Genomic DNA, 14,591 nt, shown 5'->3' with positions numbered 1-14,591 from the left:
CATTGCCTCATTTAGCGTCAACTAATGCGCCAACATGGTGAATGATGCGTAAAAATCAGTCAAAATCACCGATAGCACCGCGTTCTGCGATGACCTGCGGTTCGCCGATTTCTCCGACGGCCGGCTGCGCCTCACGTTTCCAAGCCACGGCTCCCGCGTGACGACCGCCCAGTATTTCAACGGCATGCACGGCCTCCGCCTCGTCTGATGCCTGGCGCGGCGTGAATGCAGGCACCGCCTCACCCCGGTCGTTGCGATCAAACGCGACGAACATGACGACATTGTTGGTTCCCGGCATGGAAGCCTCCCTGAATGCGGATTGGATCGTGGGATCCAACGACGATCATCCAGAAAATGTTCCGGACCGTGAAAATCCGAGCGATAGAAAGATTTCGCTGATACAAACACTACGTTAATAAGCAAGACCTACTATATTCTCGAATATCGAGGACTACAGTGGCAAAAAACGCATCTTCCACCCGCGAAAACCGCGATCTTCTCCGCAGGCTTGAACTGGCGCTCGATGCCTCGCAGATGGGTGTCTGGGAGCATAATCTCGCGCGTGACGAACTGCTCTGGGATTCCCAGATGCACAAGATCTATCGCACCGGTGGAAGCGCGCGGCGGGTGTCTGCCGATGCTTGGCAAAATGCCATACACCCGGATGATATGGCCCGCGCAAATGCCGATTTCGACCGTGCCATCAGCAGTCGTGGTCGTTACGATTCGCAATTTCGCATCGTGCTGCCGGGCGGCGAAATCCGCCACCTGCGCTCACGCGGTCATTATTATGTCAACGACGAAGGCGAGCCGTCCGTCATCGGCGCCGAATGGGATGTCACCGAGGACGTCGTCCTGCATCACGCGCTCCAGAGCCAGAAGGCGCAGCTTGAAGAGCGCGCGCGCGAACTCGCCGAAAGTTATGCAGAGATCGAGCATGCCGCCCAACACGACTACCTGACCGGCCTGCCCAATCGCAATTTTTTCGATGCCCGCCTGCGCACATTGCAGGCAGACGACAAATATCGATCGCTTGCCGTGTTGCATCTTGATCTCGACCGGTTCAAGCAGATCAACGACAGCCACGGTCACGCTGCCGGTGATCATGTCCTGCGTGTAGCCTCATCCCGCATCATCGGCGCAGCCCCCGCCAGTGCGGTTGCCGCCCGCACCGGCGGCGACGAGTTCGTCATCGTGCTAACTGATTTTTCCTCGACGCAGGAATTGGAGGATATCGCCCGACGCATGCAGAAGGCATTGAGCGAACCAGTGGCCTTCGGAAACGACATCCTGCGGTCGGGCGTGTCGATCGGCATCGGCTACACGCTGGACGCCCGCGCCGGCGCGAACCTGCTGACCGAATCCGACGTTGCGCTCTATCAGGCCAAACGGCTGGGGCAGAACCGCATCGCCTTTTTCGATCCCGCCCTGCAGGACGAACTGTCGGCGCGTCGCACACTGGCAGCTGAACTGCAGGAGGCCCTCGAAGATCGGCAGATCGTGCCGCATTACCAGGTACAGGTCGATGCGCGAACCGGCGCGATCGCCGGGCTGGAAGCGCTGGTGCGCTGGAACCATCCGACGCGCGGCCTGCTTTCCCCTTTCGAATTCCTGCCCATTGCGCAGGAGACCGGACTTGCCAACGTGATCGACGCCACGATGCTCGAGCGCGTGCTGGAAGATCGCATCAGCTGGCAGGCGGAGGGACTATGCGTGCCGCGCATTGCCGTCAACGTTTCGGCAACGCGGCTTCACGATGCCGAACTGCTGACGGAACTGGAAAGACGCCCTACGGATTTTCATGGCATCGCTTTCGAACTGGTGGAAACCATTTTTCTAGACGAATCCTCCGACGAAATCCTTGATCGCATCCGCAGCCTGCGCAGTCTCGGCATCGAAATCGAACTCGACGATTTCGGCTCCGGCCACGCCTCCCTGCTCGGCCTCGTCAAGATCAGGCCGGACCGGCTGAAGATCGACCGCAATCTCGTCAAGGACGTGGTGGTGTCGGTGGAGCAGCGCCGCATCCTCAAATCGATCATCCAGATCGCCCAGACGCTGAAGGTGGGCGTGATTGCCGAAGGCATTGAGACCAAGCAGCATGCGGAAGCCTTGCGCCGTCTCGGCTGCGATATCTTTCAGGGCTACCATTTCGGCCGGCCGGAACCTGCGCAGACGGTGGCACGGCGACTGATTTCGGAAAACGCAGCAACGCTGGAGAAGTCGAAAAGACAAGGGGCATAACCGCAGCGCGACAGGGGCGGCAGAGCACGCCGGCTCGAGCTTCATATAAATCCATTCAGACTATTGTGGCGGCCATCAGCAGCCAAACACATGCGCTGGCCCCGCCACGGTCAGCCGTATCCGCTCACCCTCGCCTAAAATGTTACGGCTTGGCAGGCTCAGCCGCATCACGAATGGTTCCGGTCCTTCCGTGGTGATCGTCACGTCGTAACGCGGACCGCAGAAATCGATCTGCGAGGCAATGCCGGAAACGCCCTCACCGCCTTCACCATATGCCATAATCTCGATCTGCTCCGGCCGCACCATGATCTCCGCCCTGCCCGGCTTGGCGCCACCATCCACCACCACGCGGCCCAGCGCGCAATCCGCGAAACCATCGCCCATATCTGCCGCAAGCACGATCGCCTCACCCAGAAAACGCGCCGTTGCCGCGTCGGCCGGGCGGGCATAAATTTCGCGCGGCGTTCCCACCTGTGCGAATTTCCCCGCCCGCATCACCGCGACCTGATCGGCAAAGGCCAGTGCCTCGGCCTGATCATGGGTCACAAGAATGGTGGTGATGCCGGCTGAAACCAGCACCTCCGTCACCGCCCGCCGCGTCTGCGCCCGCAGGCCCGTATCAAGAGCCGAAAACGGTTCGTCCAGCAACATCAGCCGCGGTTTTCTCGCAAGCGCGCGCGCCAGCGCCACGCGCTGCTGCTGGCCGCCCGAAAGCTGGTCAGGTTTTCGGGCCAGCATCGCCCGTTCCAGCCCGACCATGTCGATCAGCTCGCCGATCAGCCTTTCCCGCCCGTCAAAATTTCTGTCCAAGCCGAAGCCAACATTGTCGTAGACCGTCAGGTGCGGAAACAAGCTGCCATCCTGCGCCACCAGACCGATACCGCGTTTATGCGCCGGCACCTGTGCCTCCGCATCGGCCAGCGGCACGCCATCCACCGTGATTGAACCACCGTCCGGCACATCGAAACCCGCGATCATTCTCAGAAGCGTGGTCTTGCCGCAGCCCGAAGGCCCGACGATCGCAGTGCGACTGCCAGTCGTGATCGCCAGATCGACGCCATCCAGCGCCGCGACATTGCCGAATTGTTTGCGCAAGCCGCTCACATGCAAAAACGTCATCGTCCGGCGATCTTTCTGGATTGGTGGTGGAGAAGCCAGGTCATCGGCAGAGAAAACATGACCATCAGCACCGCGTAAGGGGCGGCCCCCGCATAATCGATCTCGCTCGACAGCGCCCAGAAGGCCATGGCGAGCGTGCGGGTGCCGTTCGGTGCCAGCATCTGTGTTGCCGTCAATTCGTTGAGGATGCCGAGCGAGGTGAGCGCCATGCCGGCGGCAGCCCCCGGCGCCGCCAGCCGCACCGTCGTTGCCACAAGCGCACGCATCGGCGAGCGTCCGAGGCTGGCGGCCGCCTGTTCCAGTTCCACCGGTACCTGCGCAATGCTGGTGCGCAGGCTGACCAGCGCCCGCGGCAGGAACATGATCACATAGGCAAGCGTGATTGTCGCCAGTGTCTGGTAAAGCGGCAGCGCCACCCTGACCGTCACCGTGACGAGCGCCAGCGCGACCACCACGCCCGGCATCGAACTTGCGAGATAATAACAGCTCTCGACAATCCGGCTCCTCCGATCCGCCCTGCGCACAGAAAGCCAGGCAATCGGCAATGCCGCCAGGACGGTGCAGACACCACCGATCAGACAGATCACCAGCGTCTGCGACAGTGCGAGGCCGATCTCGTCCATCCGCCAGATCGTTGCACCACCCGCCACAAGCCAGCGCGTCAGCGTGTAGGCCGGGATGCCAAGCGCGAACACCGCCGTCAGCGCCGGCAATAGCATCGCCGCATACCGCCAACGCCCGAACTGCGTGACACCCGCCGCCCGCGCCACGCCGGAACCGAGCCGCGCATAACGGCTGCGTCCACGCAAAACCACTTCGAACCCAATCAGCGCAAAGCAGCAGATCACCAGCACCAGCGCGAGCATATGCGCTGCCACGCCGTTATAGGTGGATTGGAACTGCTCGACGATCGCCGTCGTAAACGTGTCGAAGCGGATCATCGCGAACAGACCGTATTCGGCCAGCAGATGCAGCCCCACCAGAAGCGAGCCCCCGCACAAGGACAGCCGCAATTGCGGCAGAATGACACGACGGAAGACGGCAAAGGGAGACAGCCCGAGGGACGCAGCCTGATCTTCGAGTGCCGGGTCGAGCAATCTGAAGGCAGCCGCCACCGGCAGGTAGAGAAACGGAAAATAGGCGACAACCGAAATCGCAACGCCGGCACCAAGACCGTTGAGGCTCGGCCACAGCCCAATCCAGGCATAGGAATGCACGAAGGCCGGCACGGCAAGCGGCGTGATGCACAACCACGCCCATAACCGCCTGCCCGGCATGTCGGTTCGCTCCGTCAGGAAGGCCAGCGCCACGGCAAGAGCTGCGCAAAGCGGCACGGTGATCAGCACAAGAGCCACGGTATTTGCCAACAGCGCCCCGACACGCGGGCGCGCAATCAATTTATAGGCCGTCTCCGGCCCGGTCGCGATCGTCGCCCAGATGACGAAAAACAGCGGCAGGAGCGCCAAAAGCGCGATGATGACGGCGGTGGCAAACGTCCATGACGACGCGCCGGTTCTACGCCTGCGTCGGACCATCGGGATTGGGATATCTGAAACGGATGACGTCATGGCCAACCTGAAAGACGAGGAAGGAGAAAGCGGCTGTCGCCCGTCAGAATATCCCGGCCTCGGTCATCAGGTCCGTCACCTGCGCATTGTTGAGCGTCGAAGGCTCCACTTTTGGCGCATCAAGCTCATCAAGCGGAACCAGCGCCTTGTTGGAGGCCGCCCCCTTGCCCACCGCATATTCGAAGGAGGTTCCCTCGCGCAGCACGCGCTGGCCGCTTTCGCCGGTCAGCCATTCGAGAAAGGCCTGCGCCTGTTCCTTGTGCTTTGACGATTTCAGAATGCCGCCGCCGGAAATCGACACGAAGGCACCCGGATCCTGCCCCTTGAAATAATGCAGTCCGACATTGTTGCTGTTTTCGCCGGTCTTCGCCTGATCGCCGAAATAGTAATAATGGTAGATCAGCGCGCCATCTACTTCACCGGCATTGACGGCTTTCATGGCGATCGAATTGCCCTTGTAGGCGGTATAATTGGCCTGCATGCCTTCCAGCCAGCTTTCCGTCGCATCAGTACCCTTCAACTGCAGGAGAGCGCCGACAATCGCCTGAAAATCCGCGCCGGACGGCGACGCCGCCCAGCGGCCCTTCCATTCCGGCTTGGCAAGGTCGAGCATGGATTTCGGCAGCTTGTCTTCGGAGAGTTTCGTCTTGTCATAGGCAAACACAGTGGAGCGCGCCGCAACCCCGATCCAGTGACCGTTGGCGGGCCGGAACTGTTCGGGCACCTGCGCCAGCGTGTCGGCGGCCACCGGCTCGAACAGGCCCTTGCCATCCACCAGCGCCATGGCCGGCGAATTTTCGGTGAGGAAGATGTCGGCCGGAGAGTTTTCGCCTTCCTGCACGATCTGGTTGGCGAATTCCATGTCGGAACCGTTGCGGATGGTGACGACGATGCCGGTATCCTCGGTAAAGGCCTGCGCCCATTCCTTCGTCAGCCCCTCGTGCTGGGCGTTATAGATGGTGATGGCATCGGCCACCTGCGCATAAGCCGGCAGCGCAAAAACGGAAAACGCCAGCGCGGCAGTGCCGACGGTAAGGGCAACGGAATTTCTCAAGAAAACATCCTCCGGGACATCGCGCGACGCAGGGATCGCGACCGAACTGTTTTATTGAAAGGCGAGGATGGCCGTCAAGTTTGGCTATGTCCTCTGTCGGCAACGCAAACGGAAAAAGGGCCCGCAAGCGGACCCTCTCTCATCGTTCACATCCGAGGCAAAAACCTCAGTCGTCCATGCCCGAACCCTGCGGACCGCGGCCATCGCCGATGATCTCGCGCTTGCCCACATGGTTGGCCGGGCCGACCAGACCTTCCTGCTCCATCCGTTCCACCAGCGAGGCGGCGCGGTTATAGCCCACCGACAGACGGCGCTGGATATAGGAAGTCGAGCATTTGCGATCCTTGAGCACGACCTTGACGGCCTTTTCATAAAGATCGTCACCGCCGTCTTCCGAACCCATCGAGCTCTTGTCGAACACGGCTTCGTCGGTCGTTTCCTCGGCGCCGCCCTCTTCCTCGTCCTCGGTCACGGTGCCGAGATATTCTGGACGGCCCTGAAGCTTCAGATGCTTGACCACATGTTCCACCTCGGCATCCGAAACGAACGGACCGTGGACGCGCGAAATCCGTCCGCCGCCGGCCATGTGCAGCATGTCGCCCTGGCCAAGCAGGTTTTCAGCACCTTGCTCACCCAGAATGGTGCGGCTGTCGATCTTCGACGTCACCTGGAAGGAGATGCGCGTCGGGAAGTTTGCCTTGATCGTGCCGGTGATGACATCGACCGAGGGACGCTGCGTCGCCATGATCACATGGATACCGGCGGCACGCGCCATCTGCGCCAGACGCTGGACGGCACCTTCGATTTCCTTGCCGGCCACCATCATCAGGTCGGCCATCTCGTCGATGATGACGACGATGTAAGGCATCGGCGCGAGGTCCATTTCCTGTTCCTCGTAGACGATCTCGCCATTGTGGCGGTCGAAACCGACCTGCACGTTGACGGTGATCACCTCGCCGGCCTCACGCGCCGCAGCGGCACGCTGGTTGTAGCCGTCGATATTGCGAACGGCGAGACGCGACATCTTGCGATAACGGTCTTCCATTTCGCGCACGGCCCATTTCAGCGCCAGCACGGCCTTTTTCGGATCGGTCACGACCGGGGTCAGCAGGTGCGGGATGCCGTCATAAACCGACAGTTCCAGCATTTTGGGATCGATCATGATCAGGCGGCATTCTTCCGGGCGCAACCGGTAGAGAAGCGACAGGATCATCGTGTTGATGGCAACCGACTTGCCCGAACCGGTCGTGCCGGCCACGAGAAGATGCGGCATTTTTGCCAGTTCCGCGATCACCGGCTCGCCACCGATCGTCTTGCCGAGGCACAGCGCGAGGCGGTGCTTGGTTTCCCAATAATCTTCGCACTCGATCAGTTCGCGGAAGAACACGGTTTCGCGCACGGCATTCGGCAGTTCGATGCCGATGACGTTGCGGCCGGGCACCACGGCGACGCGGGCCGACAGGGCCGACATCGAACGGGCGATATCGTCGGCAAGACCGATGACGCGGGAAGATTTCACGCCCGGAGCAGGCTCGAATTCATAAAGCGTGACGACCGGACCGGGGCGCACGTCGATGATCTCACCCTTGACCCCGAAATCTTCCAGAATGCTTTCGAGAAGACCGGCGCTCTGCTGCAGCGCGTCGGGCTGCATGGCCTGGCCACGCTCGCCGCGTGGTTCCTGCAACAGGCCGATCGGCGGAAACTCGTATTCGGCAAGGCTCGGGCGCACGGTCTGGGCGCGTGCCGGCGTTGCGGCCGGAACGGTGATGGTGACATTGCTGGGAGCCGGAGCAACGGCGGCTTCGGCCGGTGCCTCGACTTTAGCAGCTTCGGCAACGGTCTCAGCAAGCACGACTGGAGTGACTTCCGCAGCAGGCGCAACCGGTGCAGCAAAAGCCGAAGAGCCAAACGACGAGCGACCAAAGGCGGGGCTACCGAAGATCGGAGAAGCAACAAACGGGCTGGCAACCACTGGCTCGGCGGTGACAGGCGTCGACTGAACGAATGCCGTCGTCTGGATCAGGCCAGCCGGCGCGGCCATTGGCGTCGCCACGGCGGCAACGGTCGGCTGCATCATGGCTGCGACCTGCATCATACCAGGCTGCAGGAATGGATGCGCATTGGCGACCATTGGCATGGCCGGTGCGGCCTGCTGGTTGGCAGGCTCTGGCACCGGCGCGACAGGCACGGGTGCCGCCTGCACAGTCGGCTGGCTCGCGTGGCTGACAGGACCTTCGATGACTGCCTGCAGAAGTGGCGGCAGGGATGGCAGTTCTTCGGCAACGGCCTGCGCGTGCTTGGCGGTCGCCACTTCACGGTAAAGCGCAACGACCGAACCTGCCGGCGCATAACGGCGCTTCGAGTTCAACAGTGTCAGCATTTCCGGTGCCATGACCGGCTTGGGCGCTATCGGCGTCTGCACGATCACCGGCAGAGGTGCTGACACGACCGGCTTTTCTACCGGCGTGGCGATCTGGTGACCATCCAGCGCTTCGGACATCGGCGGAATTGCCGCGATATCGAAAGGCATAACTTCCCAGAAGGCGAAGTCGGACACGGCAACCGGTGCGGCCGCCTGCTCGACAACGGCCTGAGCCTGCGTGCCAGACGCGACAGCAACGGGAGCGACCGCGACCGGCGCAACATCATTGGCCACCAGCGAACCGGCCGGCGTCGGCATCGTCTGGACCAGACCGCGACGCATGGCGGCCGCCAGCTGCTGCAGGCCGGCAATCGTATCGACCGAACCGCCCGCGGAGAATTTCGGATGCGACGCAGGCGCCTGAGGCGCAACCGCGACATATCCATCGAAACCATCCGGCATCAGGATCGAGGGCGCGGCGACGGTCGCAGTGGTGGCGACCATCTGCTGCACATCGGCCTGCGCCTGAACCTGAGCCGGGACCTGCTCTGCAGCAGGGATCTGCGAAACGGGACCGCTGACCGGCGTCATCGGCACCGGCGCCATTGCTGCGATCGGAGCAGCCGGCACGCGCCGCGGCACGATCAGGGGCGAACCCGTCTTGGGAAGGGAGTTGCGAAAGGCCTCGGCAGCGGCCGCCCGTGCCGCGGCGGCTTCAGCCGCCACACGCTCGGCTTCATCACTGACGGAAGGCGCAGACGCCACTTTGCGGGCGGAATGCTCGCCGGCCCCTTCGATCGAAAGCTGGGCATAGGCATCCGGCATCACCGCCGCTTCCGGCTCATGCGCATCGGCATGGCGAGAGGACAGCGTAGCTTCAGGTGTGCGCGTAAACCGCACATTCGGCGCAAGGCTAAAGGCCTGCTGCCAGACACCATCTTCCTTTACCTGCGGCGGCACATCGGCTCCAGCAGCAGATGCGGCGGCGGCTGCTGCCGCCTTGCGTGCCTGCGCCGAAAGCTGAACCGGCGCCTGCATGCGGGCAAGAAGGTCCTTGCGCGCCTGGGCCGCCGCATAGGCCGCCTCCTGCTCTGCCAGAGACGGGGTGGCATCTACGCTCTGCGATCCGCCGTCCTCGGCGATATTTTTTTCGTTAGTCTGGGATGGATTTTGACGAGAAAATTGCATGGGCACCGAACGAAGGACAGGAGTGGCACGAACGGTTCAAGAGATAGGAAATAAAGGTTAACAGGTCCTTTAAACCACCTCTCGCCGTACCATCCCGAAACGCCGGAAACCCTTGAGAAAATTACCCTATCGAACACTCATGCGATTGATTTCATTCACTGAAAATAATTCGCAAAAAACATGATCCGAAACCGGATCCGGTAAACGCCGCCCTCACCGCTCGGCATAGTCGGAACGTATGATACCGTAGCGCTGCAGCTTGTCGTAAAAGGTTTTTCGCGGAATTTTCAGCGCAGCGATGGTCTGCTGCACATTGCCGTTGAAGGAGGTCAGCGTGTCACGAATGATTTCCGCCTCATGCGCATCGACTCGCTCGGGCAAAGAAAGCCCCTCTCCCCCTCCCCTCTCCGGCATCACGCCAACGGACACCGGCACAGGCTCCAGACCCAGCGTCACGCGCTCGGCAAAATGGGACAACTCGCGCACATTGCCCGGCCAGTGATGGTCGGCGAGATAACGCGTGACCGCATCGGACATGACCGGCACATCGCGGGAAAATTTTCTCGCCGCCTTCTCCGCAAAATAATGGAACAGTAGAGGCACATCCTCGCGCCGCTCGCGCAGCGGCGGGATCGACAACGACACCACGTTCAGACGGTAATAAAGGTCTTCGCGAAAACTCGCGCGCTGACCGGGATCACCCAGATCCACCTTGGCCGCCGCGACGACACGCAGATCGACCGGCCGGATATCGTTGGTGCCCAAAGGCGCCACCTCGCGCATCTCCAGCACACGCAACATGCGCACCTGCGTCGCCATCGGCATGCTTTCGATCTCATCGAGAAACAGCGTGCCGCCATCCGCGTACTCGATCCGCCCCACGCGTTTTTTCTGCGCACCAGTGAAGGCACCCGGCTCGTGCCCAAAAAGCTCGCTCTCGATGATCTGTTCCGGCAAGGCCCCGCAGTTCAGCGCCACAAAATGCCCTTGCGCGCGGCGCCCCCATTGATGCAGCAGGCTCGCCACCACTTCCTTGCCGCTGCCGGTCTCGCCGGTCACCAGCACATCGACATCCGTATCGGCAATCTGCTTCAAGGTCTGCCGCAACCGCACCATGACGGGCGTCTGGCCGAGAAGCTGCGGGCCCGCCCCGCCTTCCGCCGCGTCCTGCCGCAGCCGGCGGTTCTCCACGATCAGTCGGCGCTTTTCCGCCGCCCGGCGAATGCATTGCAGCAGCCTGTCAGTGGCAAACGGCTTGGCGATAAAATCATAAACCCCGTCCTGAATGGCTTTGACGGCCATCGGAATATCGCCATGCCCGGTCATCAGGATCACTGGCAGTTCAGCATCCAACTCCCTCACACGCTCGAAAAGCTCCAGCCCGTCGAGACCCGGCATGCGAATGTCCGAGACGATCACACCCTCGAACCCGGCATCGAGCCGCGACAAGGCATCCGTCGCAGAGGTAAACAGCGTCGCCTCGAAACCTGCCAGCTCCAGCGTCTGGCCGGTAGCGCGCAACAGATCGGCATCGTCATCGATCAGATAGACTTTTGTCGCCTCACTCATGCCTTTGCCTCTTCATTGCCTTCGCTCACCACCACCAGCGCCAGAAACACCGTAAAGCACGTATGGCCCGGCACGCTTTCCACCTCGATACGGCCGCCATAATCCGAAACGATATCCTTGGAGATCACCAACCCGAGCCCCAGCCCATGCTCCTTGGAGGAGTTGAACGGCTCGAACATCGCAGCCAGAATTTTTTCCGGCACACCGGGCCCATTGTCGGACACGCGGATCGCGACGCGCTCACCCGCCACCTCCGTGGTGACAGTGATATGCGCGTCGTCACGCCCCTCGACGGCCTCCAGTGCGTTGAGAATGAGATTGATAAACACCTGCTCCAGCCGCAGCCGGCTGCCCATCACCTGCAAGCCCTGCGGTGGCGGAAAGATTGTCAGCGTATCCAGCTTTCCTGCAAAACGGCTGCGCACCAACATCAGCGCGCCATCGAGAACATCCTTCAGGAGCACCGGGACTGCCTCCGCCCGCCCCTTTCGCGAAAGCGCCTTCAGGTCCTCGGTAATCACGCCGATCCGCTCGGTGAGTGAGGCGATCAGATCGAGGTTCTCCACCGCGCTTTCCGTCTTGCCGCGCGCCAGAAAGATCTTGGAATTATCGGCATAGGCACGAATGGTCGCGACCGGCTGGTTGATCTCATGCGCCACCCCGGCCGCCACCTGGCCAAGGATCGCCAGCCGGTTCGCCTGAACCAGATCCTGCTGCACGGCATGTAGCTTGCGATCGGTCATTTCATGGTCGGCGATTTCTGCCTCCAGCCGGTCGCGCGCCAGGCTGAGGTCGATCGTGCGCGCCGCCACCCGCTCCTCAAGCTCCTCGCGCGCCCGCTGCTCGCCGGCAATCGTCATCACCGTCACCTGCCGGCGCCGCAACAGCAGGCCAGCCAGCGCGACCAGACCCGCCCAGCCGATGAGTGCCGTCAGCCGCGCCTCGCGCATGGCGTCGGCGAGCGGCAGCCGGATCGGCATCAGATATTCGAACCGCCACGGGGTCGAGGCAATCGGCGCCGTGATGCGCAAAAAGTCCTGCGGTTCGGCCTCACCCGGCATCACCACCCACAGGATCGCCGCCCCGTCATTCACCATGCGCTCGCGGGAGAATGGTAGCGGCAGAAGCGGTGCATCGCCGAATTGCAGGCTTTCCCTGATCGCGCCGAGGTCTTCGGGATGAAGCGCCTGCGTCGTCATGAAACGCCATGAGGGCACGCTCGACACCAGCACGACATGATTGTTGTCGACCACATAGGAAGGCCGGCCGGAATTGCGCCACTCCGCTTCCAGCTGGTCGAATTCCATCTTTGCAACAACGACGCCAAGCGGCGCTTCCGCCGGTCCCACGCGCTGCGAGATATAAAGCCCCGGCCGCTTGCTGACGCTGCCGAGCGCAAAATGTTCGGCCGAACCGTCCTTCATCGCCCCGGAAAAATAGGCACGAAAAGCATAATCATTGCCAACAAAACTGGTCGGCTCGCGCCAGTTGCTCGACGCGATGGCGATGCCGTCCAGCCCGATCACGTAAATGACCGAGGCATTGGTCTGAACGACGAGATCTTCCAGCTTGGCATCCAGCAACGCGCGCCGCTCGGTCGCCCGCGCGCCGGCAGGATCGGTCAGTGCATCGCGCACATCGCGGTCACCGGCCAGAAGCAGCGGCAAGGCGCGCGGCCGCTCCAGCGAGGCGCGCAGCAGCGCCACCTTGAGATCCGCCTCCGTTCTCCCCTGACTTTCCAGTCGTTCGAGCGCCGAAACCCGGCCGAAATGCTCCACCAGAAAGCCCAGCACCAGAGCCAGACACAAGGCTGCTACGGCAAACATGGCCCATGTCCGGCGAAACTGCCGATGCAACATATGTTCGGTCTGCTGGCGTGTTGATTTTGACATGCCACCAATGAGCATGATTTCGCACAGCCATCAACAGAAAGTGCGGATATCCGCACAATTTACAAATGAAAAGTTAATCCAGATCAAATTGGCACTTGTTATTTCAAGGGCTTAATCGATTGAAACGCAAACTGGCACGGCCCTTGCTGCTCTCCTTGCATTCTATCAACTGCTGCCCCGGGTAGGAAACCTTGAGCGGGGCAACTGGAGGACATCATGGATATCCACGCACCCGCCCCCAAGGCGGAGGCCCTGCCATTCTATCGCCACCTGTATTTCCAGGTCATCGTGGCGATCGTTGCCGGCATGCTGCTCGGCCATTTCTATCCGGATTTCGGCGCCAGCCTGAAGCCGCTGGGTGACGCCTTCATCCGTCTGGTGAAGATGATCATCGCCCCCGTCATCTTCCTCACCGTCGCCACCGGCATTGCCGGCATGTCGGACCTGAAGAAGGTCGGTCGCGTCGCCGGCAAGGCGATGCTCTACTTCCTCTGCTTCTCGACACTGGCCCTCATCGTCGGCCTCATCGTCGGCAACGTGCTGCAGCCCGGCGCCGGCATGAACATCGATCCGGCCTCGCTCGACGGCAAGGCAGTCGCATCCTACGCCACCAAGGCGCATGAAACGACGATCACCGGCTTCCTGATGAACATCATCCCGGAAACCATTGTCGGCGCATTCGCACAGGGCGATATCCTGCAGGTCCTGTTCTTCTCGGTGCTGTTCGGCATTTCGCTCGGCATGGTCGGCGAAAAGGGCAAGCCGGTTCTCGACTTCCTGACCGCGCTCACCACCCCGATCTTCCGCCTCGTCGCGATCCTGATGAAGGCCGCCCCGATCGGCGCTTTCGGCGCCATGGCGTTTACCATCGGCAAGTATGGCATCGGTTCGGTCGCCAACCTCGCCTTCCTGATCCTGACCTTCTACCTCACGGCATTCCTGTTCGTGGTCGTCGTCCTCGGCGCAGTCGCCAAGTATAACGGCTTCTCGATCTTCTCCCTGATCCGCTACATCAAGGAGGAACTGCTGCTGGTTCTCGGCACGTCCTCTTCGGAAGCGGCCCTGCCGAACCTGATGCAGAAGATGGAACGCGCCGGCTGCAAGCGCTCGGTTGTCGGTCTCGTCATCCCGACGGGTTATTCCTTCAACCTCGACGGCACCAACATCTACATGACGCTGGCTGCCCTCTTCATCGCACAGGCAACCGGCATAGATCTGTCGCTGACCGACCAGATCCTGCTTCTGCTCGTGGCCATGCTGTCGTCCAAGGGTGCCGCCGGCATCACCGGCGCCGGCTTCATCACGCTCGCCGCCACGCTTTCGGTCGTCCCGGCCGTTCCGGTTGCCGGCATGGCGCTGATCCTCGGCATCGACCGCTTCATGTCGGAATGCCGCGCGCTGACCAACCTCGTCGGCAATGCGGTCGCCACCATCGTGGTTGCCCGCTGGGAAGGCGAACTGGACAAGTCGATGCTCGACAAGGCGATGTCCGGCCAACTCACCGGCGAACCGGCCCCGGCAGCGTTGCAGCCCGCCGAATAATCAGGTCCTCCCAAGAGACCCGCATGAAGAAAAGCCCGTCGCGCAAGCGG

Annotated in this window: 9 protein-coding genes; 2 read left to right on the top strand and 7 right to left on the bottom strand. The window is 61.8% G+C overall.

Annotated features, from left to right (window positions below; genetic code table 11):
- Positions 1-55: 55 nt before the first annotated feature.
- Positions 56-298: a hypothetical protein gene (locus ACRQ1B_RS04695; RefSeq protein WP_432292494.1), complete on the bottom strand. Its 243-nt coding sequence runs from the start codon at positions 296-298 to the stop codon at positions 56-58.
- A gap of 158 nt (positions 299-456) precedes the next feature.
- Here ACRQ1B_RS04695 and ACRQ1B_RS04690 point away from each other — a divergent pair, with 158 nt between their 5' ends.
- Entirely contained in the window at positions 457-2,244 is a 1,788-nt protein-coding gene (locus tag ACRQ1B_RS04690; protein ID WP_432292493.1) for a putative bifunctional diguanylate cyclase/phosphodiesterase, read from the top strand.
- A 75-nt stretch (positions 2,245-2,319) separates the two neighbouring features.
- Here the strand turns inward: ACRQ1B_RS04690 and ACRQ1B_RS04685 are convergent, their stop codons facing one another.
- From ACRQ1B_RS04685 to ACRQ1B_RS04660, 6 genes are all read right to left on the bottom strand, one after another.
- Complete coding sequence (locus ACRQ1B_RS04685; protein WP_432292492.1) at positions 2,320-3,363, bottom strand: ABC transporter ATP-binding protein; 1,044 nt, start codon at positions 3,361-3,363, stop codon at positions 2,320-2,322.
- On the bottom strand, positions 3,360-4,898 hold the full coding sequence (locus tag ACRQ1B_RS04680) for an ABC transporter permease (RefSeq protein ID WP_432292491.1): 1,539 nt from the start codon (positions 4,896-4,898) through the stop codon (positions 3,360-3,362). The genes ACRQ1B_RS04685 and ACRQ1B_RS04680 overlap by 4 nt, the downstream gene beginning before the upstream one ends.
- A gap of 76 nt (positions 4,899-4,974) precedes the next feature.
- Positions 4,975-5,985 (bottom strand): iron ABC transporter substrate-binding protein, encoded by a 1,011-nt coding sequence (locus ACRQ1B_RS04675; protein WP_432292490.1) that lies wholly within the window; start codon positions 5,983-5,985, stop codon positions 4,975-4,977.
- 166 nt (positions 5,986-6,151) lie between these two features.
- Positions 6,152-8,488 carry a DNA translocase FtsK gene (locus tag ACRQ1B_RS04670; RefSeq protein WP_432293811.1) on the bottom strand — a complete coding sequence of 779 codons (2,337 nt, stop codon included), beginning with the start codon at positions 8,486-8,488 and terminating at the stop codon, positions 6,152-6,154.
- A gap of 1,263 nt (positions 8,489-9,751) precedes the next feature.
- Entirely contained in the window at positions 9,752-11,107 is a 1,356-nt protein-coding gene (locus ACRQ1B_RS04665) for a sigma-54-dependent transcriptional regulator (RefSeq protein ID WP_432292489.1), read from the bottom strand.
- Positions 11,104-12,933, bottom strand: a complete 1,830-nt coding sequence (locus ACRQ1B_RS04660) for a sensor histidine kinase (protein WP_432292488.1) — start codon at positions 12,931-12,933, stop codon at positions 11,104-11,106. Before ACRQ1B_RS04660 ends, ACRQ1B_RS04665 begins: the two co-directional genes overlap by 4 nt.
- A 282-nt stretch (positions 12,934-13,215) precedes the next feature.
- On the opposite strand from ACRQ1B_RS04660, the gene ACRQ1B_RS04655 reads away from it, so the two are divergent.
- Positions 13,216-14,541: a dicarboxylate/amino acid:cation symporter gene (locus tag ACRQ1B_RS04655; protein WP_432292487.1), complete on the top strand. Its 1,326-nt coding sequence runs from the start codon at positions 13,216-13,218 to the stop codon at positions 14,539-14,541.
- Positions 14,542-14,591: the final 50 nt, after the last annotated feature.

The organism is Endobacterium panacihumi (assembly GCF_050847465.1).
GTDB lineage: Bacteria > Pseudomonadota > Alphaproteobacteria > Rhizobiales > Rhizobiaceae > Neorhizobium > Neorhizobium panacihumi.
Note: the sequence above shows the minus strand (reverse complement) of the source record. Positions and strands in the feature narration are given on the sequence as shown.